The organism is Neglectibacter caecimuris (assembly GCF_034335015.1).
Taxonomy (GTDB): domain Bacteria; phylum Bacillota; class Clostridia; order Oscillospirales; family Acutalibacteraceae; genus Acutalibacter; species Acutalibacter caecimuris_A.
The window spans coordinates 459995-483700 of the sequence record NZ_JAWXXK010000003.1 but is presented as its reverse complement, the minus strand read 5'-3'; the positions used below and the strand labels follow the sequence as shown (position 1 = coordinate 483700).

At 54.9% G+C, this 23706-nt stretch carries 23 protein-coding genes and 2 tRNA genes; 18 read left to right on the top strand and 7 right to left on the bottom strand.

The genetic code is table 11. From position 1 onward, the window contains the following. Positions 1–96: 96 nt before the first annotated feature. Positions 97–2895 (top strand): glycoside hydrolase family 3 protein, encoded by a 2799-nt coding sequence (locus tag U8T64_RS05335; protein WP_322181656.1) that lies wholly within the window; start codon positions 97–99, stop codon positions 2893–2895. Between the two features lie 56 nt (positions 2896–2951). Here U8T64_RS05335 and U8T64_RS05330 read toward each other — a convergent pair whose 3' ends face one another. The 5 genes from U8T64_RS05330 to U8T64_RS05310 all read right to left on the bottom strand — a co-directional run bounded on the left by U8T64_RS05330 (position 2952) and on the right by U8T64_RS05310 (position 6099). Continuing rightward, complete coding sequence (locus tag U8T64_RS05330; protein WP_322181654.1) at positions 2952–3443, bottom strand: CehA/McbA family metallohydrolase domain-containing protein; 492 nt, start codon at positions 3441–3443, stop codon at positions 2952–2954. Then, a complete protein-coding gene (locus U8T64_RS05325; RefSeq protein ID WP_322181652.1) occupies positions 3413–3919 on the bottom strand; it encodes a PHP domain-containing protein in 507 nt (168 codons plus the stop codon). Before U8T64_RS05325 ends, U8T64_RS05330 begins: the two co-directional genes overlap by 31 nt. After that, positions 3916–5202: a glycoside hydrolase family 125 protein gene (locus U8T64_RS05320; RefSeq protein WP_322181650.1), complete on the bottom strand. Its 1287-nt coding sequence runs from the start codon at positions 5200–5202 to the stop codon at positions 3916–3918. Before U8T64_RS05320 ends, U8T64_RS05325 begins: the two co-directional genes overlap by 4 nt. A 69-nt stretch (positions 5203–5271) precedes the next feature. After that, a complete protein-coding gene (locus U8T64_RS05315; protein WP_322181649.1) occupies positions 5272–5706 on the bottom strand; it encodes a hypothetical protein in 435 nt (144 codons plus the stop codon). A 33-nt stretch (positions 5707–5739) separates the two neighbouring features. After that, a complete protein-coding gene (locus U8T64_RS05310) occupies positions 5740–6099 on the bottom strand; it encodes a BlaI/MecI/CopY family transcriptional regulator (protein ID WP_322181647.1) in 360 nt (119 codons plus the stop codon). 663 nt (positions 6100–6762) lie between these two features. On the opposite strand from U8T64_RS05310, the gene U8T64_RS05305 reads away from it, so the two are divergent. From U8T64_RS05305 to U8T64_RS05295, 3 genes are read left to right on the top strand one after another with little or no spacing between them, the layout of a single operon-like run. After that, a complete protein-coding gene (locus tag U8T64_RS05305; RefSeq protein ID WP_322181645.1) occupies positions 6763–7254 on the top strand; it encodes a MarR family transcriptional regulator in 492 nt (163 codons plus the stop codon). After that, positions 7223–7825, top strand: a complete 603-nt coding sequence (locus U8T64_RS05300) for a flavin reductase family protein (RefSeq protein WP_322181643.1) — start codon at positions 7223–7225, stop codon at positions 7823–7825. The genes U8T64_RS05305 and U8T64_RS05300 overlap by 32 nt, the downstream gene beginning before the upstream one ends. 3 nt (positions 7826–7828) lie before the next feature. Beyond that, a complete protein-coding gene (locus tag U8T64_RS05295; protein WP_322181641.1) occupies positions 7829–8245 on the top strand; it encodes a pyridoxamine 5'-phosphate oxidase family protein in 417 nt (138 codons plus the stop codon). Positions 8246–8646: 401 nt separating this feature from the next. Here the strand turns inward: U8T64_RS05295 and U8T64_RS05290 are convergent, their stop codons facing one another. Next, a complete protein-coding gene (locus U8T64_RS05290; RefSeq protein WP_322181639.1) occupies positions 8647–10338 on the bottom strand; it encodes a M3 family oligoendopeptidase in 1692 nt (563 codons plus the stop codon). Between the two features lie 576 nt (positions 10339–10914). Here U8T64_RS05290 and U8T64_RS05285 point away from each other — a divergent pair. Further along, positions 10915–10990: transfer RNA gene (locus U8T64_RS05285), tRNA-Thr, on the top strand. 181 nt (positions 10991–11171) lie between these two features. Continuing rightward, a tRNA-Tyr gene (locus tag U8T64_RS05280) sits at positions 11172–11256 on the top strand. Between the two features lie 2 nt (positions 11257–11258). On the opposite strand, the gene U8T64_RS05275 is transcribed toward U8T64_RS05280, so the two are convergent. Further along, positions 11259–11681, bottom strand: coding sequence for a hypothetical protein (locus tag U8T64_RS05275; protein WP_322181637.1), 423 nt, complete (start codon positions 11679–11681; stop codon positions 11259–11261). A 32-nt stretch (positions 11682–11713) separates the two neighbouring features. Between U8T64_RS05275 and U8T64_RS05270 the strand changes: the two genes are divergently transcribed. From U8T64_RS05270 to U8T64_RS05215, 12 genes are all read left to right on the top strand, one after another. Then, positions 11714–12676, top strand: coding sequence for a DNA adenine methylase (locus tag U8T64_RS05270; RefSeq protein ID WP_322181635.1), 963 nt, complete (start codon positions 11714–11716; stop codon positions 12674–12676). Positions 12677–12880: 204 nt separating this feature from the next. Then, positions 12881–13165, top strand: coding sequence for an AbrB/MazE/SpoVT family DNA-binding domain-containing protein (locus U8T64_RS05265; RefSeq protein WP_322181634.1), 285 nt, complete (start codon positions 12881–12883; stop codon positions 13163–13165). A 145-nt stretch (positions 13166–13310) separates the two neighbouring features. Next, positions 13311–16940, top strand: a complete 3630-nt coding sequence (locus U8T64_RS05260) for an S-layer homology domain-containing protein (protein WP_322181632.1) — start codon at positions 13311–13313, stop codon at positions 16938–16940. Between the two features lie 142 nt (positions 16941–17082). After that, complete coding sequence (locus U8T64_RS05255; protein ID WP_322181630.1) at positions 17083–17829, top strand: DUF3849 domain-containing protein; 747 nt, start codon at positions 17083–17085, stop codon at positions 17827–17829. A gap of 19 nt (positions 17830–17848) precedes the next feature. Next, complete coding sequence (locus U8T64_RS05250) at positions 17849–18235, top strand: septation protein SpoVG family protein (RefSeq protein WP_322181628.1); 387 nt, start codon at positions 17849–17851, stop codon at positions 18233–18235. Between the two features lie 33 nt (positions 18236–18268). Next, on the top strand, positions 18269–18829 hold the full coding sequence (locus U8T64_RS05245; protein WP_322181626.1) for a YodL domain-containing protein: 561 nt from the start codon (positions 18269–18271) through the stop codon (positions 18827–18829). A gap of 119 nt (positions 18830–18948) precedes the next feature. Next, a complete protein-coding gene (locus tag U8T64_RS05240; RefSeq protein ID WP_322181623.1) occupies positions 18949–19212 on the top strand; it encodes a DUF6133 family protein in 264 nt (87 codons plus the stop codon). A gap of 3 nt (positions 19213–19215) precedes the next feature. Further along, positions 19216–19626, top strand: coding sequence for a prepilin peptidase (locus U8T64_RS05235; protein WP_322181621.1), 411 nt, complete (start codon positions 19216–19218; stop codon positions 19624–19626). A gap of 12 nt (positions 19627–19638) precedes the next feature. Continuing rightward, positions 19639–20457 carry a Flp pilus assembly protein CpaB gene (cpaB, locus tag U8T64_RS05230; RefSeq protein ID WP_322181620.1) on the top strand — a complete coding sequence of 273 codons (819 nt, stop codon included), beginning with the start codon at positions 19639–19641 and terminating at the stop codon, positions 20455–20457. Further along, positions 20447–21253, top strand: a complete 807-nt coding sequence (locus tag U8T64_RS05225; RefSeq protein WP_322181617.1) for a CpaE/TadZ family protein — start codon at positions 20447–20449, stop codon at positions 21251–21253. The genes cpaB and U8T64_RS05225 overlap by 11 nt, the downstream gene beginning before the upstream one ends. Then, positions 21253–22779, top strand: coding sequence for a type II/IV secretion system ATPase subunit (locus tag U8T64_RS05220; protein ID WP_322181615.1), 1527 nt, complete (start codon positions 21253–21255; stop codon positions 22777–22779). Before U8T64_RS05225 ends, U8T64_RS05220 begins: the two co-directional genes overlap by 1 nt. Next, complete coding sequence (locus U8T64_RS05215) at positions 22776–23705, top strand: hypothetical protein (protein ID WP_322181613.1); 930 nt, start codon at positions 22776–22778, stop codon at positions 23703–23705. Before U8T64_RS05220 ends, U8T64_RS05215 begins: the two co-directional genes overlap by 4 nt. Position 23706: the final 1 nt, after the last annotated feature.

The window sequence follows — 23706 nt, the reverse complement described above, 5'->3', positions numbered from 1 at the left end:
TCTATAAAAAAGCGTCTTTCCGCTTGTAAAATTTTGGTAGTTATACTATAATCTAAGAAAAGAATTCCCGGCAAATCGCAGAAAGGAGCTTTTCCTATGGAACACAGAAAATTTGACCCAAAGGACTATGCGGCAAAGGCGCGGCAAACGGTGGCGGAGGGCGCGGTTTTACTGCGCAATGAAAAGAAAACGCTGCCCTTCTCTCAGGGAACCAAGGTGGCGGTATTCGGTCGCAGCCAGTTCAACTACTATAAAAGCGGTACCGGCTCCGGGGGCCTGGTAAATACCGGCCCGGTGCCCGGCATTCCGGAGGCGCTGGAAGCAGGCGGAAGCGTTGTGCTGGATCAGGAGCTGAAGGCTGTTTACGAGGCCTGGCTGCAGGATCACCCCTTTGATGTAGGCGTTGGCTGGGCGGCGGAGCCCTGGTATCAGGAGGAAATGCCGCTGGAGCCTTCCCTGGTGGAGCAGGCCTCTGGAAGAAACGATGCCGCTTTGGTCATTTTGGGTCGTACCGCCGGAGAGGATAAGGATAATTCCGCCGCCGAGGGCAGCTTCTTGCTGGCCCAGGCGGAGCGGGACATGCTGAAGCTGGTGTGCGCGGCGTTTTCCCGTGTGGCGGTGGTGCTGAATACCGGAGGAATTCTGGATATGAGCTGGGTAGAGGAATACCGGCCCGGCGCGGTGCTGTATGTGTGGCAGGGCGGCCAGGAGGGCGGCCTCGGCACAGCCGATGTGCTTACCGGCAGGGCGGCCCCCGGCGGCAGGCTTTCCGACACTATTGCCAGGGATATTTCCGACTACCCCGCCGCCGGAAATTACGGCAGCGATACCAGAAATGTATATGCGGAGGATATCTATGTAGGCTATCGCTATTTTGAAACCTTTGCGCCGGAAAAGGTGCTGTATCCCTTCGGCTTTGGCCTTTCCTACACCACCTTTGCCACAGAGCTTGACCCGGTCAGCCGCTCCGGCGACACGCTGCGGTTCTCCGCCACGGTAAAAAACACCGGAGACGCTCCGGGCAGAGAGGTAGTACAGTTCTATTGTGAAGCCCCCCAGGGAAAGCTCGGCAAGGCTGCCTGTTCCCTGTGCGCCTTTGGAAAAACGGCTCTCCTTCAGCCCGGAGAAAGCCAGAAGCTTTCTCTGGAATGCCCGGTTTCCTCTTTGGCCTCCTATGATGACGGCGGCGCGACCGGCCACAGATCCTGCTGGGTGCTGGAGGAAGGCGAGTACCGGTTCTACGGCGGCGGCGACGTGCGCTCCGCCCGGCCTGTCGGCAGCGTTACGCTGCCGGAAACGGTAGTAGAGCAGCTGGAAGAGGCCTGCGCCCCGGTGACGGCCTTTGAACGTCTGCGCCCCGGCGAGCTTCAGGACTCTGTCTATCGTAAGGCCTGGGAGCCTGTGCCGCTGCGCACGGTGGCCCCCATGGAGCGCCGGAAGAAAAAGCTGCCGCCGGAGCAGCCCTGCACCGGAGATCAGGGCTGGAAGCTGAAGGATGTGGCGGACGGAAAGGTTTCTCTTTCCCAGTTTGCAGCCCAGCTTTCCGATGAGGATCTTTGCTGTATGATCCGGGGCGAGGGCATGTGTTCTCCCAAGGTAACGCCCGGCACCGCCGGGGCCTTTGGCGGCGTAACAGACCGCCTGGTGGAGTTCGGCATTCCCACCGGCTGCTGTGCGGACGGCCCCAGCGGCATTCGTATGGACTGCGGCACCATGGCCTTTTCCATGCCCAACGGCACCTGCCAGGCCTGTACCTTTGACCCGGAGCTGGTGCGGGACCTGTACGAATACGAGGGCATGGAGCTGCGGAAAAACCGGGTAGATACCCTTTTGGGCCCCGGCATCAACCTGCACCGCCATCCCTTAAACGGCAGAAATTTTGAATATTTCTCGGAAGATCCCTTCCTGACCGGGATCATGGCGGCGGCGCAGCTGCACGGTATGCAGAAATATGGCGTTACCGGCACCATCAAGCATTTTGCCTGCAACAGCCAGGAATACAAGCGCAACGATGTGGAGGCCGTGGTCTCCGAGCGGGCTTTGCGGGAGCTTTATCTCAAGGCCTTTGAGATAGCGGTCAAGGAGGGCGGCGCCTACTCCATCATGACAAGCTACAACCCCATAAACGGGCTGTGGTCTGCCAGCAATTACGATCTGCTTACCACTATTCTGCGGGAGCAGTGGGGCTATACCGGTCAGGTCATGACCGATTGGTGGGCTAAGGGCAACGACGAGGGACAGCCCGGCGAGCGTACCAACACGGCGGCCATGGTGAGAAGCCAGAACGACCTGTTTATGGTCACAAGCGGCGCGGCGGAAAATGCCATGCACGACAATTCCGCCGAGGGTCTTGCCGCCGGTACCGTCACCAGGGGCGAATTCCTGCGAAGCGCGGAAAATATCTGCCGCTTCCTGCTCCGTTCCCCGGCGCTGCTCCATTTGCGCGGAGCAGAGACCGAGCTGGATCGGGAGCTGGAGGCCAGCCCCTCCTTTGACGATGGCACCGCTTCAGAGATCCATTATGCGGAGGCGGACGCTTCCGGGCAGGTCACGCTGGACGTTTCGCTCATCGACCTGGAAAAGGGGAAAAATACCAGGTTCTCCGTATCCGTCAAGGAACGGGGGCTCTATACCCTGAAGCTTACGCTGCGCAGCACCGACCAAAACGATGTTTCTCAGATGCCTCTTTCCATTTTCCAGGATAGAAACCTGTTGGGTACCTTTACCCTCACCGGCGTCGAGCGTGACTGGAAGACCCTGGAGCTGGAGGTTCCCGCCTTCTCAGGAAACTTCTACCTGCGCTTCTTCCCGGCCCAAACAGGCCTTGCCATACAGTCCTGTACGCTGGAGCTGAAAAAATCTCTGGAAGAAATGATGAAAGCGCAGATCCAGTAAAGAACTTCATAAAAAGAACAGTGCCGGAAGCGAAAGCTTCCGGCACTGTCTCTACATTAGTATAAATCCCTTAAAAAATAAGCGTTGGTCCCGGCGTAAAGGCCGGAGCAGTCGTGGATCATGATGCGGAACCAGCCTTCGCTGCCGGTGAGGAGGAATTCCGCGTGGGTCAGGGTCTCTCCGGGGGCTGCCGCGGCTTTATAGCTATCTCGGCCCTCTTGGAGGACGAAGATCTTCTGAACGGGGGAGGTGGTCACAGACAGGACATTGTCCTTGATGGAAACGCCCCGCAGCTCCGGGCCCATGGACCAATAGAAGCGGCCTGCCCGCAGGGCGGAGATCACGCTTTGATATTCCAGCTTTTCGGCGGCGATCTGCACAAAGCCGCCGCAGGCGTCGTACAAGGCATGGCGCGGGGGATAATGGTTGTGGTTATCATCGGCGGCTACCGCCGTAAGTCTTTGCCCGGAGCGGAGCATCTCATCATAGGCCTGGGGGTGAAAGCCGTTCATTCCGTCTATTTCGGAGGAATGGTTGTAAATTTCCATGGCAAACAGACCCTGAAGCCCCTCGTAGTCCGCACAGGCTGCAAGGACCAGTAGGGGTGGTTGTAGCATACCAGAAAGCCCAGCTCGTTCATTTCGCGGATATACCGGTTCAGGCCCTCCAAGTCGTGATAGGGGGTGGTGGGGGAGGGCGACCGTTCCTTTTGCTCCCGGTTCTTTTCCGGATTGGTATCGAAAAGATTCAGGTGGTAGGTTTTGCGCTGGGGCCAGTCTTTACCGGGCTTTTCCTCCTCCGTCAAATCGGCTTCATAGGCTGCCAGGGCCAGAAAGCCTTTATCGTCCAATTCCCGGTGCCAGCGGTATTTGTGGTGGTCGGTAAAGGCGATGATGGAATAGCCCTGCTCCTGATAAACCCGTTTTGTTTCCTCTGGCGTCAGTTTTCCGTCGAAAATCGTGGTGTGGCAATGAAGATTTGCCTTGTAGTAGCCGGTTTCCGGCAAAAGGACCTGATCTTTCATTCTGCCTCCATCTCCTCTTCCAGCATTTGAGCGAACAGGGAATTTGCCCAAGCAAACCAGGAGCGGGTGAATTTTGTGGGATCGTTGGCGTCGAAGCCCTCGTGCATGAAATTCGTTCCGGCATGGGTGCGGGCCAGCATGGCAAGGCATTCCTGCTTTTCCGCGGGATCGATGCTGGTCAGGATCTGCATGGTAAGTCCGATATGCCAGATATACCCCGGAGGGGTATGGGGACTGCCAATGCCCCTTGCCGCCGTGCCGTTGACATAGTAGGGATTGTCCTCGGAAAGGAGAAACCGCCGGGTGTTTTGATAAACCGGGTCAGAGGCGCTTCGGTAGCCCAGATAGGGAATGGAAAGAAGGCTGGGAGAATTGGCGTCGTCCATCAGATTGTAGTTCCCGAAGCCATCGGTTTCATAGGCGTATATTTTTCCGTACTTGGGGTGCTCCACCACGCCGTAGGTTTCTATGCCGTCCTCGATCTCAGAGGCCAGCTCCAGGCAGCGGGCGCCGAGATCGGCGTCTTCATAGCCGATGGAGCTGAGCTCTGCCGCTTTTTGAAGGGCCACCACAGCCATCATGTTGGCGGGAAGCAGGAAGCCGAACTTGCAGGAATCGTCCGAAGGGCGGAAGCCGGACCAGGTCATTCCTGTAAAATTCACCGGCCTGCCTTTGCCGTTCATGGGAAGGGTATCGCTGGGGGCCCAGGCGTTTTCCCGGATAAACCAGTAGGGGGAGTCTGTCATGTGGCGCTGCTCCACACGGAAGGTGTGAAGAATGGTTTCCACCATCTTCCGAAACTCCGGCGTGAAAATGGCGCGGTCCCCGGTAACGCCGAAATACTCGTGAGCGAAATACAGCGGCGCGCAGAGGGAATCCACTTCATATTTCCTTTCCCAGATCCAGCCGCTGGAAAAATCGCTTCGGTCAGCTTCGCTGTAGCCCTTTTCCAGCTTTTCACTGTTGAAGGCGTTGGTGTAGGGATCAAGATTTACATAGAACGCCTGCTTTGCCAGAACGCTGCGCAGAATTTCCCGGAGAGCTTCGTCCTCCGCCGCGTATTTGAGATAGGGCTTCAGCTGGGCGGCGCTGTCTCTCAGCCACATGGCAGGGATATCTCCGGTGATCACAAAATAGCTGCCGTCCGCAAGCTGCGTTACCGTGGTTTCCATGGTGTTCAGAAAGCACCGGGCGGCAAGGGGAGCCAGCTCGGGGTATTTTTCCGCCGTTTTTCGTTCCAGCTCCTTCGCTTTTTTCTGAAGGATCATTGGGATAGGGTTCATGTGCATAGACCTTCTTTCTCGCAATAATATGATATCGATGGCTTGCATACCTTATTGAAAGGCGATGCTTCAGGAAACAATGGCGATTTCCCCTGGCTTGATGTGTTCCCAAGCATCCAAAAGCATTTTTGTCAGAGCGGAATAGGCGATTTTGGTGGGAATTATTTTCACGGTGAAGGGGGAATGGCATTCTGGATTAGGAGTGACAAGAACAGTCTGTTCCTTTGTACAGAAGGATAATTTATGGAGCTCTGTGGCAATCACAAGATCCGATGAGCTGGCGATAGCGTCTTCCAGCTGTTTTCGAAAATCTTGATTTCGATATGCCATAAATATAAAATCATAAGTCCAAACCATAGCATATCCCCATGTTGAAATTTTTTGATGCTTGCAGTATACCACAGCGGCAGGTGGGAAGCAAGCTGTTCGGACATGGAATTTCCCTTGCAAAAGCGGCGTATGGAGCATTCCACACGCCGCTTTCTCAAAAATTGTATTGCGCAAAACCTGCGCCTGTTGGTGCAAGCTTTGAGCCTATCAGTCCTTCTGTGCTTCCTTCAGCGCCGCGATCTGCTTTGTGAGGGAAACGCCGGCCTTTTTCGCCAGCTCGGAATCATGGCAGAGCCGCAAAATCACATACTCCTGCCGGGTAAGGGCAGGGGCAAAGGTCCTGCCAAGTTTCCGGGAATTCAAATAAAAACCGGCTACAGTGACATATTGCTTTTCCAGCAGCTGATTGAGCAGAATATGAATGGAATTGGGCTTCCAGCTTTGCGTTCGCTTAGCGGCCTCCTCCAAAATTTCAGATCTGCTGAGGGCGTCCTTTGCGTCCCAGAGAAGATCCATAATTTCTTCTTCTTTGCGAGAAAGATGAGAAAAAGTAATGTCGTTTTTCATAGTGATTCCTCTCCTTTTTTAGTTTCGGAAAAATGGTTTTCTCCATGAAATGGTGTTTCCACCACAGCCATCGGACAGTTGTGCCGAAAATGAGTGGACACGCAGTCTTAAAAGAGAAAAACTTTTAGCAAAGTGTGACCTTGATTCACATTCTATCATATTTCTATAATTCGTCAAGAGGGAATCAATGAAATTTTTCAGAAAAAGTTAATGAGAAAAAAATTTACATGAAAAATTTGTCAAAATAAAAAAGATCCAGAAGAAACATGTGTGTTTTTGGAGTAGTATTTCAATCGCTGTTGAAGAAAATTTTCAGTGTATCCTTCGAGAGCAGAAAAAATTTTTTGAAAGACATCCCGCCAATTTCTCCTTTCAGACGCAACCTGAACGGAGATGGAGCATTGACCTTGTTTTAAAAAATATGATAAAATCACAACGAAAAAATTTGCAAACAGCAGGCTGCCGTGAAGGCGGTTTGCTGAGATAGCAAAAAGTTCCAAATAGAACCTTGACGATAATGGTTCTATATAGTACTATATCCTCAAAGGAGGAAATTTTCATCTCATTAGCGGTCAGCGTACCGGCGGTCAGGGGAGAGAACAAAGCTTCTTTGCTTCAACATCCCAGGCCTTCCGTGCGGCAGGAAAAGGGGACAAATATCATATGGAAACAAGAACTGGTTTTTTGATCTCACAGATCAAGCGGGTACAGGACAGGATCTTCGAGCGGCTGCTGCAGGACTGCGGAATAGAAGAGTTCAACGGCGCTCAGGGCCGAATTTTGTATCTGCTTTGGCAGGAGGACAGCGTGCCTATCAGCGACCTGGTAAGAAAGACCGGACTTGCGAAAAACACCCTTACCTCCGTACTGGGGCGTATGGAAGAGTCCGGGCTGCTTCACAGGGCCAAAAATGAAAACGACCGCCGGCAAGCGGTGATCACTCTGACGGAAAAGGCGCGGGGGATGCGGGAAAGCTATGAAGCGGTTTCCCAGCAGATGAACAGGCTTTTCTACCGGGGCTTTCAGGAGGAAGAGGCCGCTCTGCTGGACAGCCTGCTGGATCGGGTACTGGAAAACTTGCAGGAAACAGAGAAAAACTTGAAAAAAGAAAAGGAGTATTTACATGGCAAAGATACCGGGAAAAATCGGAAATGATTTCTGTCCGCAGTCACTTTTTTTGTATGGAAACTGGAAGGAGGACGGCACGCCGAATTTTGGGCTGTTCTGCTGGTTCAGCTATGCCCATGTCAGTGACGGAGAAGGGGAGGGCCTAGGTGTGATAGCCTGCATTGGAGAGGACAAGCTGACAAAGGACCTGGTCCGGAAAACCGGAGTATTTTCCGCAAACCTGGTTTCGGAAAAGCTTCTTCCGCTGGCGGATTATTACGGAACCACCAGCGGCCGGGAAACACCGGATAAAATGAAGCTGCTGCCTACCGTGGAGCGGGGCCGGGTGCTTCCTGTGCCCACCATCGCGGAAAGCCCGGTCAGCTTTGAGCTGAAGGTTCTGCGAGAGCATCACCTTGCCGAGGCCAGCGACCTCTTTGTGTGCAAGGTCTGCAATGTAATGATAGAGGAAAAGCTGCGGGACCAAAGCGTCCCCTTCGCGGAGCGCCTGCGGCTGGCGGCCCCGGTGATCGCCCCCGGCGAATCGGAATATTATACCCTAAACAGCCGTTCCCTGGGAAAATGGGGAGAGCCGCGAAAGAAGCTTCAGGAGGGATAAGCCATGCTGCGAAATCAGGAACAGACTTTGGGAAAGCTGATCGATCATCAGAAAATTGCCTACCTGAGCTATCTGGATCAGGAGGGCTATCCCGTTACGAAGGCCATGCTGATGACAAAGGAGCGGGACGGGATCAAAACCTTTTATTTCTCCACCAATACCTCTTCAAACAAGGTGGCAAGGCTCCGGAAAAATCCCCAGGCCAGCGTGTACTTTGCGGATAGGCGCTTCTATCGCGGCGTGAGCCTTCTCGGCACGGTAGAGGTGTGCGAGGACCAGGAGACAAAAACACGCTTTTGGGAAGATGGTGATGAACGCTACTACCCCCTGGGCGTAACAGACCCGGATTACTGCATTTTGAAATTTACCGCGGTAAAGGGCCGCTATTTCAGCAACGGCTCAGAGGACTTTACCTGCTAAAAGCTTTTGAACTATGCGGTCAACTGTTAGAGAAGAGAGCTTAGATGCTAGATGCTGAATGCCATACAGCGGCGGCTTTGCTGACACAAGGCAATGAGAGGAAAGGCTTGCCTTTTTACTCAGAAAAGGAAGGGCGGGATTCTTCGCTTGCGGCTCAGAATGATGCGAGAAGGTCAGAACCATTCTCCAAGAACAGGCGGGCTTACGGTCAACTGCCGGTGTTCTGAGCTGTAATGTATCCCCTTTCCTGGGGTCTGGTCAGAAGCTGTCAGCCTATATCAGTCAGCTTCCCGAGTGCCCGCGGTTTGGCCGCCGGGTGCCGGAGGTGTAGCTGTTGAACAGGAAAAAGGGGCTGCCGCAAACGGTGTGTTTTGCAGCAGTCCCTTTTGGGATATCGGTTTTTATTCTGTTACATGCGCCTCAGTCCATTGGAACGTCTTTTCACACACGGACTTGACGCAGTCCTCGTCCATGGGGGAGCGGAGATTTACCGCATGGGCCAGGTCGATAAAGGTTTTGGTGCCGCCAAGATTTACAAAGTCCATGTATTTTTCCCAGGCGGCCTTTCGGTCCTCCAGGGACAGGGCAAAGAACTGAAGAGACATGACCTGGGCCAGGCAGTAATCGATATAATAGAAGGGGCTGCCGTAAATGTGCATCTGCCGCTGCCAGCCTGCGCCCCGGGCATAGAAGGGGAGATTGTCAAAGTCGATATAAGGGCGGTAGCGCTTCTCCAGCCGCAGCCAAGTTTGATTCCGCTCCTCGGGGGTCAGTTCCGGGTGGGTGTACATTTCATATTGGAAATGGTCTACCAGGCAGCCGTAGGGAATGAAGATCAACGCGTCCTCCGCATGGGAAAGTTCGTATTTGTCCGTCATGGGGCCGAAGAACAGGTGGTGCCAGGGGGCGGTCAAAAATTCCATGCTCATAGAGTGGGTCTCCGCGCCCTCCATGGTGGGGCAGCGCAAGGCGTCGATGGCAATGGTTTTGTGGGAGATATAGTCCGCAAAGGCATGGCCCGCCTCGTGGGTAAGCACGTCAACGTCTCCGGAGGTGCCGTTAAAATTGGAGAAAATGAAGGGATAGCCGTAATCTGGCAGGCTGGTGCAGTAGCCGCCGGGAGCCTTGCCCTCCTTTGCCAGCACATCGAAGAGGTCATTTTCAAACATCATGTGAATAAAGTCGGCGGTATCGGCGGAAAGCTCCTCATACATTTTTTGCCCCGCCGCCATGATCTCTTCGGGCGTGCCCTGGGGCTTGGCGGAGCCGCCCCGGAATTTCAGGGCGTTATCGTGGAACTTGAAATCGGAAATTCCCAGGCGCTTTGCCTGACGCTCCTTGACCTTCACCGTCAGCGGCACCAGGTCCCGCACTACCCGGTCCCGAAAGGCCGCCACATCTTCGGGGGAATAGCAGTTTCTCTGCAGGCGCAGGGCCGCCAGCTCCACATAGCTGGGAAGCCCCAGCTTTTTTGCCTGCTCGGTGCGGTTTTTCACCAGCTTGTCGTAAAGCTCGTCAAACTGCCGCCGATTCTCGTCAAAGAAGGTGCCCTCTGCCTCCAAGGCGGCCCGGCGGGTGGCGCGGTCCGCGTGCTCCTTATAGGGCCCCAGCTGGGCGATGGTCAGGGTCTTGCCCTGGAAGGGCACCTGCGCACTGGCATAGAGCTTCTGATATTCAGTGGTCAGCCGGTTTTCCTCCTGCATCAGGGGAATGATCTCCGGAGAGAAGGATCTCAGGTTCATTTCCAGGTTCTGGAACAGCAGAGGGCTTAAAGCCTTTTCCAGCTCTCCCCGGCAGGGAGAATCCACCAGTGCCCGGTGGAAGGCCTGGGTCTTTTCCTCTAAAAGGGGCTCCTGCTCATTGATATAAGCCGTTTCAGCGTCGTAAAACTCATCTCTGGTATCCACGCTGTTGCGGATCATACAGATGCTGGCCTGGGTGTAAATATGGTTCAGCAGAGTCTCTGCCTCTTTGTAGATCCCCAGCTGCTCCTTCGGGTCGGCGGACGCCTGAAGCCGGGCGGTCAGGGAATCCAGCTCCTGAAAGGCCGCCTGCATATCGGGCCGGGTGTAGGTCATTTCGGAAAATTTCATAGCTGCCACATCCTTTTTCATATAGTTGGGCAAGCGCGTTCCCCAAGATCCGGCGCTGCTCAGAGCTTTTTTACTACCGGGGCGGAGCAAGCGGGGCCCCTGCCTTTTCCAGTTTCTTCCAGTATACCGCCGGAGCCGAGAGCAGTCAAGGCGAAAGAGGCGCTTTTTGCCCGTTTACAAAATATTAAGAGAAATTCCATGGAATGTTCAGCAAACCTTCACATTACGGGGGTATTCTATTACCGTAGTCAAGCGAGACTACGGATCGAAATCTTTTTCATTACATCCTCATTTTTACTCCTTACTTCCTCTTGAAGGCCGCTTTTCCAAACAGGAAAGCGGCCTTCAACCTTTTCTTTTTTGTGAGAAGAGGCGCTTTTCCAATTTTGAATAGAGATTGCTTCCTTCCAAAAGAAAAACAGAAAAGAACACCTTTTCTCGGAAAAATTGCAAAAAATTTTAGCGGAGGGCTTGACTTTCCCATGCTGTCAGGATATAATAATCAAGCGCTAAAAATTGTGCTGGTGCAGCTCAGTTGTGTAGATACCCCTACCAACTTCGCACTCATTCATATTTGCTGGTGTAGCTCAGTTGGTAGAGCAGCTGATTTGTAATCAGCAGGTCGGGGGTTCAAGTCCGTCCACCAGCTCCAATGCGAAAGCAAAAGCTGGTAAGTTGATTTGTAATCAGTAGTCGGGGGGCGTTGCTCTCCGGTGGAGAGCGTTCAGCGCTGACCGAGCCGATAGGCGAGAATCAAGTCCGTCCACCAGCTCCATTTTTCTGCAAATGTCCTTTTTCAGTATCTAGCGTCCAGAATCTACAATCTAAAATATGGGAGAGTTCCCGAGTGGCCAAAGGGGGCAGACTGTAAATCTGTTGTCTTCGACTTCAGTGGTTCGAATCCACTCTCTCCCACCATGTTATCCGACCAAAATAGATACGGATACGGAAAACCCAGAAACCACAACGGTTTCTGGGTTTTTTCGTGCCACGATTTGAGGTTGAAGCAAAAAGATACCTATTCGGCAGAAGAGGCTGCCAAGAGGAACTGAACTATCGCGCTGGTCGTTTTGGGCCGATTTTTCGAAGAACATTCGAAAAGTCGGCCCTTTTTTTATTGCCCAGATTTTGAATCTATCGTTAATAAAGAGGTATCGCATATGAAATGATACAAACCACTTTAATCGAATAAAGGAGGCTGAATATGCGTCACGTTTCTGCTTGGTACCGCGCCAGAGATGGTCCCCACAACTGAATATCAAAATAAATGAAGAAGGTCGTTTTGTGTGTATGGATTGAACCGTACATAGAAAACGACCTTTTTTCTTTTCCGGGCTTTCCATACACCGGCGACCTCGGAAGGAGGTCATAGGAATTGTCGGCATCCACCAGCCCACTGCCCTACACAGGAAACAAAAGTTGCATCGTTAACACTATCCTGTCCGTGATGCCAAAGCACGATGTCTACATTGAACCCTGTATGGGCAGTGCGGAGGTGTTCTTCCGTAAGCCAAAGGCGGAGAAAGAAATCCTCAACGACTATAACGGCGACCTGGTGAATCTGTTCCGAGTGATTCAGAACAATGAAAAGCTGGCCTATCTTTTAGGCCGGTTATATCTCTCCATCAACGGTGAACTCGTGTTCAAGCAGAACAAGGACAGACTCAGAGGTGTACCAAACATCCTTGACGATATCATTGAAACTTCCCGCATTTTCTATGATGCAAGCTGGGAAGACATTCAGAATGCCGCTGCCTTTCTCGAGAATCAGGTCTATAGCTTCTCCTCTACCGGTCAAACCTTTGGGATTGCAAGGAGGGATATGTCTCAGCGCCTGCCTCGTCTGATGAGCGCATATAACCGCATTCGAGATGCCATCATCCTGCATCGTGACTACAAGGATGTGATCAGCTATGCGGCATGCCCAGGAAGCTTCATATTGCTTGATCCTCCCTACAAGGGAACTGAAGCCATGTACTCGAAAGCCAATTTCGACTCCGAACAGCATGATATCCTTTTCAGTTTCATGAGCGAGGTCAATCAACAGCACCACGGAAAAGCTAAGTTCCTCATCACTTATAACAACGACCCGTATATTCGAAATCTTGCCGAGATGTATGGATTTGACACCTTTGTCCAAACCCGCCTTCACGCCATGAAGCAGGCCAAGGAAGCCGGCGCACTTTATGAGGAACTGCTGATTGCCAACTACGATTTGGAGCAGCAGGCTGCTGCCAATCAACAATATCTGGATGAGCGGAACAGTCAGCTGACTCTGTTCGATTTTAAATCTGACTATATGGAGGAAGAAAATGTTCCAGTTCAATTTGAGACTTGACCCCGAAATTATAGAGGATCTCAACCTGAACGAGGATACGGTTATCGAAGCCTACTTCGATAACGGGACGATTATCGTTCGTATTCTCGACGAAGACGAAAGTGAAGGCTTCGATTCCAATCCCTGTAGCACTTGCAACTTGTTCTGTAAGGCAAAAGGCATCTGCACTATTCATCCCAATCATTAATAAAGGAGAGCGTGTATATGGATAAAGTCTATCGAATCTTGGGAAAGCGTGGACGCACCACTGTCCCCTATGATCTGCGCATCAAAATGGGCATTCACCCCAACGATCTTGTCAGCTTCCGTTGCGAGGATGATGAAATTATCATCAAGCGCGAAAAAATCTGCGATAACTGCCAGGCTCCCGACCGTGAGGACTCCCCCACTTCCGGTACTCCTTTGCGTGAGTTTCTGGACTCCCTCCCCTCTGAGATTCAGAAAGAAGCGTTGGTTTATCTGAGCGTTGTTCTCGCTCGAACTAAGTAATTTCCATGAAACCGAAATATGAATACTGATAAGGGCAAAGAAACAGCGGATTTTATCCTGTGTAAAATTAGGACCCGATAGTTTCAATACCGCAGGCGCCAGATCGATCCGGCGCCTATTTTTTATGAAAAGAGGTCACATGACTATGAAAAATCTGAACAGGCGCATCTGCGGCCTGCTCCTGACTGTGGCGATGGTATTGTCGCTCTGCTGTCCGGCGCTGGCTGCTGGTTCCGCCTTTCCTGACGCAGAGGGACATTGGGCAGAGAAAATCATCCAGACACTTGCCACAGACGGAATCGTCAATGGCTATGGGGACGGAAAATGTCATCCCGACGCTCCCATCACACGCGGACAGTTTGCAACCATTGTCGCAAGAGCGCTGAAGTTTACGCCAAAGGATGAGGGTGCAGCGCCCTTTGATGACCTTGCTGGGCATTGGTGCGCAGACTATGTCTTTGCATTGACCGAGGCAGGGGTCATCCTGCCTTCTGATTATGGCACCGCTTTCGAGCCGGACAAGGAAATCGCCCGCATGGAAATGATCGTGATGATGGTGCGGGCCATTGGCAAGGAGTCCGAGGCGCCGCAGAGCCAGGGACAGACGAAGTTCACAGATGACGGTGAAATCACAGCCGCCGACAGCGGATACATCAATGTTGCCGCTGAATACGAAATCATTGTTGGATACCCGGACGGCAGAGTCTGCCCGTACCAGGGAGCCAGCCGTGCCGAGGGCTTCTGTATGCTGACACGAATGCTGGCTGCCCACAAAAAGCTGCAGGAAAGCACAGAGGGCAAAGATGAGGATAAAAAGCCGGAACCGAGTCCGGGCGACTCCACAGGCGGCGGTCATTCCGGCGGCTGGAGCGTCCCTGCTCCTCAGATCAGCTTCACACTGCCTGAAACGGCATATATCGGTACTGAGGTAGCTGTGACCGCTTCCGCAAGGTATGCCTCTTCCGTAGAGTGGACACTGACCAAAGACGGTGTGTCCGAAATGCCAGAGGGCTTTACCGCGGATGGCGGCGTTCTCACCTTTTCCGAGGCAGGCTCCTATACGCTGAAGGCTATCGCTACGGGCAGCAGAGGGAAAACCACAGAGTATGAACAGATCGTCGCCGTCTATCCCGTCGTGGGGGTTGCCTTCACGCTGCCCGCCACGGCTCATACCGATACGGCCATTCCCGTTGACCTCCTGCTGGAGAATGCGGGAGGGTACACTGCAGTCTGGAGCGTCAAGCGGGATGGTCAGCCGGTAGAGCTTGCGGAAACGGCAAGCGGGACCTTGGGCAATACAGGCGGCGTTTTACAGTTTGCGCAGCCGGGAGAATATGAGCTGACGGCTTCTGTGGAGGATTCGCTGGGCAAAATCTCGACCTGCACCCAGACGGTCGCGGTTTATCCCGTCGTCTCCATCTCCATCGACCTGCCGGATATTGCGCACATGGATGAGGAAATCACGCTGTCCATGACCACGGAGAATCTGGACAGCCTGCCCATCTACTGGACGGGGACGCTGAACGGCGAGGAGATCAACCCCGGCGATTACCTGTGCGGCGGATATGCTGATATGGGGCAGCTCTCCATCACTGCTCCCGGCACCTACACCCTGACAGCTACGGTCACAGATGAAACCGGGCGTGTTTACACAGCATCCGATACCATGACCTGCTACCCCGTGGGGTCTGTCGGCTTCTTCCTGCCCACCGTCTTCCACACCGACGACACCGTTCTGGTGGAGGCCACGATCACCGAGCTGGCGGACAACGAGCTGGAATGGACACTGAAGCGCAATGGTGAAGTTGCACCTTTGAATGAAGTCATGGAGGGTGTCCTGACGGAAAACGGCGGTCAGATCCGCATCAAGGAACAGGGCGGCTATACCCTGACCGCTTCCTATACGGACGGCGGCGGTCGGTCCTACAGCTACGAGCAGAGCTTTACCGTCTATCCCGTGCCTGCTGTGGAATACAGCCTGCCTGCCACCGCTTGGACAGACACGGTAATCCCCATGGCGGCGCAGACCGAGGGTGCCGAAGCTGTGACCATTGAATGGCTGGTGGACAACACCTATGGCTATCAGGACTGGGATACCTTCGTGGACGGCTCCCTGACCAATGACGGTGGTACGATTCGCTTCAAACGCGCCGGCACCTACGAGCTGGTGGCTCGGATCACTGATGCCACCGGCCGTGTGCACCTCTATGAGTCCAATGTCAAATGTGAGGTGCAGCCCGTTTTGGCTATTCGCTTTGAACTGCCGGAGCAGCTTGCGGTGAACGAGGTGGCGGATATTCGCACCAGCGGCAATAACAACATTCTCCCCGTGGAGTGGTCTCTGACAAAGGCTGGTCAGAGTGTTTCGCTGTCGGAGATTATCAACGGTGAGCTGAACGCCTACGGCGGTAAACTCTCATTCAAGGAGGACGGCACATATACCATGACCGCCTCCTTGACCGATGTACTCGGAAGAACCTTCTCTCAGAGCCGGACGGTCACAGTGACTCCGCCTCCCACTTACCGAATCAGTGTCCCTGAATCCTGCCATATCGGAACGGCGGTTTCCGTTTCGGCAGAGGGAAAAAATCTGGACGGCTGCACCATTCAGTGGACGCTGACAGACAGTGAAGCGTCCATCCCGTATGTGGGGACGCTGGAGCTGGATGGCGGAGAAATCACGGTCGAGCGCACAGGCAGTTTCCTGCTGACAGCTACCGTGACAGACCGCCATGGCAATACCGCCACAGCGCAGGATGAGATCCGCATCACCAACTCCGCCCCGGAAGCTCCCAAAACCTTTGTGTGGGTAGAATACGGCGATTCCCAGAACCCTTACACAACGGACTGTAAGGTAAAAGCGAGGATCACGGTCAGAGATGGCAACGACCCTGACGGCGACCGCATTACCTACGAGTACGCCACGGACTCCGCCCGTGACGGTTATTATGGTCTCGGCAGCCACACAGTGAAGGTGCGCTCCGTGGACGAGTGGGGCGAAACCTCCGATTGGAGTACCACTGCTTTCCGTGTTGAAAGTGCGGTACCCGAGGTGGCGCTGACCAGTCAGGCGCTTGGCGAGAACGCCAGCACCACCAACGCACAGGTGGACTTTCATGCCACTGTGACCTCTGCCCACCCCTATCAGCTTTCGGCGGTGGATTACTACGCTCCCGGCAGCGGGTATGCGGTCACGCCCAACAGTCAGGGCGGAACGATTCAGGGGCAGTTCTCCTCCGGCCGCCATCTGATGGTCGTTCAGGTCAAGGATCTGTTCGGGCAAACCGGCTATGCCTCCCGCTTCTTTGTGATCGGCTCCTCTGTGGGCAGCGAAACGGCAAGCATCACATCTTTGGCGACAACCGTTGAGGAGAAGGGCATCTATGACGGCGCCACTCCGCTTGCGTACATCGAGCGGTTCACCTTTGATATCCCTGCCATCAGCGGTCATAACACAAGCTGTCAGGATGTGGTCACAGTCTACGGCATTACTGAGGATGGGACAAAGGAAACCGTCCTGACCTTCAAGACCAACAATGGGTATGTCCACATCGATTCGGACGGTAGCTATGCGTACACCGCCAGCGGCGATACTGTCAGCACTGCCAGTTGGACAGGCTGGAATGGAGCAAAATACACCAAGCTCATTTTCAGCTATGTGATGACCGGCGGACATGAAAGCTGCCTGAACAATGCCACTCAGGGACTGAGTTACACGGTTGGATATTCCTTTATCGAGGGGAGCACCGACAATCTGGAGAATCTCTTTGAATAATCCAAGTTGACAACAGGATTATGTTCAAATCAGCAAACCAACTACCAAGGAGAATATTACATGAAACTTAAAAATGAAATCAGAGTTGCCGGCATGTACCTCGATTCCCCGAGTAATCTGCTGGGCAGCGGCGAGGTCATCTATGGCGCACACTGATTTTTCCTATCTCTATCCCTACTCCGCCGAGGAAGCGCGGCGCAGGAATGAGCTTGACCAGTGGCGGCAGAGCCACAGGATGAACATCGCCTGCAAGGAGGCCATTGAAGCCGCTATCAGCAGGGATTTCGACGGGATGCACTTGGACGCCGACTGCGCAAAAAGTGTGATCGCTGCCTACGGATACAAGCGGACAGGCTTCGTGCTTGCCAGCACCTTGCAGGAGCTTTCCCATGATGGGCGCTTCAGCCAGAGCAACAAGGCATGGGGTAAGCAAATCTACATCCCGCCGGACAAAAACCACAACTACCAGTACACGGTGGGCAGCCACCCTGCTGTGCTGGACGGATTTATTCAGGAGTTCCGTGAGGCGTATGCCGAGCTGGGGCTGTTTGCGCCGAAGCACTGTGAGCCGGATACCACCGAGCTGGACTATGAGGGCAAGGTGCTGGTCATGCGCCCCGAGGTCTTTCAGGAGAGCTACTGGGAGCCGAAGTATCAGCTCTGGTATGCCCACGACGGCTTCGGCTGCGACCCTCACGCCATCGGGCGCTCCATTCGCTGCACCTGTCTTGGTGACGGTGAGGAAACGCGCTGGAATCGCACCGACTTCATCGGCCCCATCAAAGAGGAATTCCTGCCCGACTGGGCAGAGGAACAGGTAGATCAGCTCAGAGCCGGGCAGCAAATCACGGAAGTCTGTGATTGCCCAGGCCCGGAAATGAAACTTTAATTCAGGAGGAAAAAACACTATGGCTCAGAACAAGCAGAAGAATACCCAGACCCACTCTACCCCCAAGATTGAGGCAAAGATCGACCGCATTCTCAGCGGCGAGGGCAAGACGAAAGCTTTCGCCAGCGCCACCATCGGAGGTGCCTTTGCGATTCACGGTATCCGCATTATCGATAAGCTCGATTCGGAAAAGGGCTTCTTTATCGCCATGCCCCAGGAGTCCTACACCAAGAACGGCGAAAAGAAATACACCGATACTTTCCATGCCATCACCGCCGAGGCCCGCACGGCGCTCATTGATGCGGTGGATGCCGCCTATGCGCAGAAGCTGGAGGAGCTGGAGGAACAGGAACAGCAGGAGGAAGCCGAGGAAGGGCCTGAACAGGGTATGTCAATGTCCATGTAATGCCCGGTTTGGTCAGGCAAGGAGGTGGTCGCAATGTCCCGGCTGACCATAGATAAGCAAAACCGCATTATTTTCTACGGAAACCCCATCGGCTATATCCGACCGGAGGAACAGATTGCAGTTGCAGACACCATGTTCCGGGGACAAGAGCTGGAAGCAGAGCTTCAGCGGCTGAAGCTGACGCCCCGGTGGGAGGACGACTTGTACGACCGTATGATCTCCGGCGAAGCCTTTACATCCGAGAGCGGAGCACCGCTCAAGCGGTGCCGAGTGTGGCAGCTCAAACCGGACACGGAGGTGGCGATGCGCTTCATCTCTTACGAACAGATGACCGAGCGTTTCGGTGAACCAAAGATGGATCAGTACAGCCCTGTCTACGACGGAGCGCCTGATACCAACGATCTGGAAGCAATCTACGCCCTGTGCAGAGATCATCCCCCAGAGGGCTACCGTGGACACCGTATGGGGCTGGGCGATGTGGTGGAGCTTTACGACAGCGGCGGCAGCGAGTTTTACTACTGCGACCGTGTCGGCTTTCAGCCCATTGCCTTTGCGTTCCAGAAACAAACCCAATGGCAGGAACCAGCCATGTGAGCCGGACAGCGGAATGCTGCCCGGCTTTTTCTTTATCCCGGCGAAGTCGTGCGCCTCCCCACTGCGTGGAGGCGGCAAGCAACAAATCCAATCATCATATTTTCAGGAGGAATATTAACATGAAAAAGTTTATCCGCAATATGAGTAACAAGCTGTCCGCCGCTGTTTCCAAAGCCACCATGAAGGCTGCGGAATTTCACCGTCGCGCCCTGACCGGCAACGCCGGTGAGGGCTACATTGACACCGCCGTCAAAATCCTCATTGCTGTCGTTCTGGGCGCTCTGCTGCTGGCCCTGCTGTATGCTCTGTTCAATGATACCATCATGCCCACCGTGACCCAGAAGATCAAAGATATGTTCAATTACGCCGGCAGTTTGTCCTGAACAGTGCAGACGGTACAGGCCGTCCTGTTCTGCGGCGGGCTTCTCTTTGCCGCAGTCTATGACATCCGCACAAGGACAGTGAGCGACGGTGTGTGTATCCTGATTGCTCTGGCGGGGCTGGTTACAATCAGCCCCGCCTCCTTTTTAGGAGCTTTGATGGGTGCCACACCATTTTACATCGGCTCCGGTTTCGGCAAGAACGGTGCAGGAGATATCACGCTGTGCGCTGCGGCAGGGTTTGTGCTGGGCGCTTCCCGCACATTTGCCGGGCTGATGCTGTTTGCCGTGCTGTATGGGCTCTATGTGCTGGGCAATGCTTTGATTGCCCAGCTCCGGCACAGACCCAGCATGAGAAGTTGCCCGCTTGTCCCATTTTTAGCCGCAGGGTTCATCCCTGCATACTTCTTTGCATAGGAGGAACGCAACATGAAGATTTTTCGCAACCGCACCGTGGTCGGTGTGCTTTGCATTCTGCTCTCGCTGGTGATCTGCTTTGGCATCACGCCGCTGTTTACCCGCAGCGCCAGCGAGAAAGCGACGATCGTCCGTGTGACCGCAGAGATCCATGAGGGCGACGAGATCACAGCGTCCATGGTACAGACCGTGGAGGTGGGCGCATACAACCTGCCCGCCGGTGTGCTGACAGACAAGAACGAGGTCATCGGCAAATATGCCACGGCGGAGCTTGCGGCGGGAGATTATATCCTTGCATCCAAGCTCTCCACCGAGCCTGCCGCCGAGAACAGCTACCTTTACAATCTGGACGGCAGCAAGCAGGCCATCTCCGTCACCATCAAGAGCTTTGCCACAGGTCTCTCCGGCAAGCTCAAGAGCGGAGATATCGTCTCGGTCATTGTGGCGGACTATGAAGGCAGAGGTGAAACGGTCATTCCCGCCGAGCTTCAGTATGTGGAGGTGATCTCCGTGACCGCCGCCTCCGGCTACGATGCCAACACCGGCAAACCCCTGACAGATGAAAAGGAACTGCCCTCCACCGTCACCATGCTCGTCACCACCGAGCAGGCGAAAGTACTGGCGGAGCTGGAACAGGAGAGCGAACTCCACCTGGCGCTGGTCTTCCGCGGAACGGCGGAGAAGTCTGCCGCCTTCATCGAGGCGCAGGACGCTCTGATTCAGGAGCTTTACGCCGAGCCGGAGGATACACCCGAGGATGCGGCCCAAACCGATGAAAGCGAGGGTGTCGAGCCGGGCGGAGAAAGCGAGGCACCGGACAATGAACTTTAAGAAAGCAAGTATTTTCCGGCGCGGCGGTGATGAGGCAGAAGCGGCACAGCCCGTGGACACACAGGGCGGCGTCCTCGCCGTCTGGGGCAGTCCCGGCAGCGGCAAAACGGTCACGGCGGTCAAAATCGCCAAGCATCTGGCGTCCCAGAAAAAGAATGTGATCCTGCTGCTGTGCGATATGACCGCCCCGATGCTGCCCTGCATCTGTCCGCCCTCTGATTTGGAGTGCGACCGCTCCCTGGGCAGCGTCTTTGCCGCCCAGCATATCCCCGTCAATCTCATCAAGCACAACCTTACCACCCATAAAAAGCTCTCTCATCTCACCATGATGGGCTTGCAAAAGGGTGAAAACGAGTACACCTATGCCGCCTGCACCAAGGAACAGGCGGAGGAACTTCTGGCGGGACTGCGGGAAATCGCTCCCTATGTGGTGGTGGACTGCTCCAGCTACATCGCCAACGACATCCTCTCTGCTGTAGCGCTGATGGAGTCAGACAGCGTACTGCGCCTTGCCAACTGCGACCTGAAATCCGTTGGCTACCTCTCCAGCCAGCTCCCGCTTCTGCGTGAGCTTCAGTGGGACGAAGATAAACAGTATAAGACTGCCGCCAATATCAAACCCATGCAAGCGGCCGACCGCATCGGTCAGGTGCTGGGCAGTGTGGCGTTTCAGCTTCCGTACTCTTCGGAACTGGAGGAACAGTATCTGGCGGGCAACCTGCTGGACGACCTCTCCATGAAAGACAGCCGCGCTTTCCGCAAAGAGGTTGAGCGGATTTGCAGGGAGGTGTTCTGATGCTTGGCGACAGACGAAGCAACTCCCTGTTTACGAAAGAATCTCCGGCGCCTGAAGCGCCGCCTGTTGCGGAAGCACACACCGAGGATACGGAGGGCGAAGTCAATATGACGGAAGCTGTGTCTGCCATAGAGGACGATAGCCGTCAGGAGCTTCTCGCTCAGAACCGCATTGCGCCCAAGGCCAGCGCCGTGTTTTTCGGCTCCAAAGAAACTGTGGAATTCTCCGAGGCGCTCAGTCAGGTGCAGGGCTACCTGTCCGGCGAGTACGCCGCTCTCATCACAGAGAGCAACACAGAGAGCAAGGACCAGATGAAGCGCCTCATGGCCCGCTACCTTCAGGACAAGCGCCTCGCCGTGGAGGGCTTTACCACCGACAGTCTGCTGGACGCCCTTTACACTGAGATGGCGGAGTACGGCTTTCTGACCAAGTATATCTTCGCGGACGGCATCGAGGAGATCGACATCAACTCCTGGCGGGACATTGAGGTGCAGTATTCCGACGGACGCACAGTCAAACTGAACGAGCACTTCGACTCCCCGGAACACGCCGCCAATGTGGTGCGCCGTATGCTCCAGAACTCCGGCAAGGTGCTGGACAACGCAAGCCCTGTCATTACCTCACGGCTGGCGAAGAATATCCGTGTAGCGGTCATCAAGGCCCCTGTGCTGGACGAGGATGCGGGCGTGGCGGCTTCCATTCGAATCGTCAACCCCCGCAATCTTGCCAAAGAGGACTTCGTTGCCAGCGGTACAGCCACCGGCGAAATGCTGGATTTCCTCGCCGCCTGCCTGCGCTACGGCGTGTCCATCTGCGTGGCGGGCGCCACCAGCAGCGGTAAGACCACTGTGGCGGGCTGGCTGCTCTCCACCATCCCGGACAACAAGCGCATTTTCACCATTGAGGATGGCTCCAGAGAGCTGCAGCTCATCCGGGAACAGGACGGCAGGGTGACCAATTCCGTGATCCACACCCAGACAAGGGACAGCGAGAATGAGCGCCAGCGTATCGACCAAATTGCCCTGCTGGACATCGCCCTGCGCTTCAACCCCGACATCATCTGCGTGGGCGAGATGCGCGGTCCCGAGGCCAACGCCGCTCAGGAAGCCGCCCGTGTGGGCGTGGCGGTGCTGACCACCATCCACTCCAACTCCAGCGAGGGTACCTACCGCCGCATGGTGTCCCTGTGCAAGCGTGCCGTGGATACCCCGGACGATACGCTGATGCAGTATGTGACCGAAGCCTATCCCATCGTGGTCTACTGCCGGCAGCTCGAGAACAAGCAGCGGCGCATCACCAATATCTCCGAGTGTGAGATCCTGCCGGACGGCACACGGAAGCTCCGCAAGCTCTATGAGTACAACATCACAGCCAACCGCATGGAGGGCGACCGCTTCATCGTGGAGGGCAGCCATGTGAAGGTGGACGAGCTGTCCGCCGGTCTGCAAAAGAGGTTTATCGAAAACGGTATGCCCAGCTCCGAGCTGGGTCAATTTCTGTTTCCCAAGGAGGTGGATTCTGAATGATTGCAATCAGGCTTGCCGCCTGCGCCGGTATGATCGCCGGCATTTTTCTGCTGCTGGGGCTTTCCTTTCGGGAGTTCACAGACGGCGTGTTTTACCGCCTGCTGCACCCGCCCGGAAGTCTGCGGGATGAGATCAACGAGGCGACCAACCGCAAAAGGCCCGGTATTTTCCGCCGTCAGCTTTTGGAGGCGCAGTCTGCACTGGAGGCGTCGGGACGCATGGAGAAGTTCCCCATGGTCTGCGCCGCTTCCATGCTTCTGCTGATCGTGGGCGCTGCCGTTGCCATTTTGTTCGGCAACGCTTTCCTCGTGCCTGTCCTTGCCGTGGGGCTGATGCTGGTTCCGTTCTGGTACATCCGCTTGACAGCGGGCAGCTTCAAGAAGGAGGTGTCCGCCGAACTGGAAACGGCGCTGTCGGTGGTCACCACCGCCTACCTGCGCACGGAGAACTTCCAGATGGCGGTGGAGGAAAATGTGCAGTATCTCAACCAGCCGGTGCAGGGCGTGTTCCAGCGGTTCCTCACCCGTATCAAGCATATCGACCCCAATATGGATGCGGCGCTCACCGAGCTGAAGGCCGCCATCGACAACGAGGTGTGGCAGGAGTGGTGCGACGGTGTCATGGCCTGCCAGGGCGACCGCAGCCTCAAGACCACTCTGCCGCCCATCGTGGCAAAGCTCTCCGATATGCGCATTGTCAACGGCGAGCTGGAGCAGCTCGTCTTCTCTCCCCGAAAGGAGTTCATCACCATGGCGGTGCTGGTGCTGGGCAACATCCCGCTGGTTCGCTTCATCAATGCCGACTGGTACGCCACGCTGACGCAGACCATCCCAGGTCAGGCGGTCATCGCCTTGTGCGTTGCCGCTGTGTTCGTGTCCTTTGCGTTTGTCATCAAGCTGACTCAGCCCATTGAGTACCGGAGGTGAG

Coding starts and splice junctions, on each gene's coding strand:
- U8T64_RS05275 (WP_322181637.1), bottom strand. CDS start 11,681: ATGGAAAGCCCGGAAAAGAAAAAAGGTCGTTTTCTATGTACGGTTCAA.
- U8T64_RS05225 (WP_322181617.1), top strand. CDS start 20,447: ATGAACTTTAAGAAAGCAAGTATTTTCCGGCGCGGCGGTGATGAGGCA.
- U8T64_RS05220 (WP_322181615.1), top strand. CDS start 21,253: ATGCTTGGCGACAGACGAAGCAACTCCCTGTTTACGAAAGAATCTCCG.
- cpaB (WP_322181620.1), top strand. CDS start 19,639: ATGAAGATTTTTCGCAACCGCACCGTGGTCGGTGTGCTTTGCATTCTG.
- U8T64_RS05260 (WP_322181632.1), top strand. CDS start 13,311: ATGAAAAATCTGAACAGGCGCATCTGCGGCCTGCTCCTGACTGTGGCG.
- U8T64_RS05290 (WP_322181639.1), bottom strand. CDS start 10,338: ATGAAATTTTCCGAAATGACCTACACCCGGCCCGATATGCAGGCGGCC.
- U8T64_RS05245 (WP_322181626.1), top strand. CDS start 18,269: ATGTCCCGGCTGACCATAGATAAGCAAAACCGCATTATTTTCTACGGA.
- U8T64_RS05255 (WP_322181630.1), top strand. CDS start 17,083: ATGGCGCACACTGATTTTTCCTATCTCTATCCCTACTCCGCCGAGGAA.
- U8T64_RS05250 (WP_322181628.1), top strand. CDS start 17,849: ATGGCTCAGAACAAGCAGAAGAATACCCAGACCCACTCTACCCCCAAG.
- U8T64_RS05310 (WP_322181647.1), bottom strand. CDS start 6,099: ATGAAAAACGACATTACTTTTTCTCATCTTTCTCGCAAAGAAGAAGAA.
- U8T64_RS05330 (WP_322181654.1), bottom strand. CDS start 3,443: ATGGAAATTTACAACCATTCCTCCGAAATAGACGGAATGAACGGCTTT.
- U8T64_RS05325 (WP_322181652.1), bottom strand. CDS start 3,919: ATGAAAGATCAGGTCCTTTTGCCGGAAACCGGCTACTACAAGGCAAAT.
- U8T64_RS05240 (WP_322181623.1), top strand. CDS start 18,949: ATGAAAAAGTTTATCCGCAATATGAGTAACAAGCTGTCCGCCGCTGTT.
- U8T64_RS05300 (WP_322181643.1), top strand. CDS start 7,223: ATGGCAAAGATACCGGGAAAAATCGGAAATGATTTCTGTCCGCAGTCA.
- U8T64_RS05305 (WP_322181645.1), top strand. CDS start 6,763: ATGGAAACAAGAACTGGTTTTTTGATCTCACAGATCAAGCGGGTACAG.
- U8T64_RS05295 (WP_322181641.1), top strand. CDS start 7,829: ATGCTGCGAAATCAGGAACAGACTTTGGGAAAGCTGATCGATCATCAG.
- U8T64_RS05215 (WP_322181613.1), top strand. CDS start 22,776: ATGATTGCAATCAGGCTTGCCGCCTGCGCCGGTATGATCGCCGGCATT.
- U8T64_RS05335 (WP_322181656.1), top strand. CDS start 97: ATGGAACACAGAAAATTTGACCCAAAGGACTATGCGGCAAAGGCGCGG.
- U8T64_RS05265 (WP_322181634.1), top strand. CDS start 12,881: ATGGATAAAGTCTATCGAATCTTGGGAAAGCGTGGACGCACCACTGTC.
- U8T64_RS05320 (WP_322181650.1), bottom strand. CDS start 5,202: ATGAACCCTATCCCAATGATCCTTCAGAAAAAAGCGAAGGAGCTGGAA.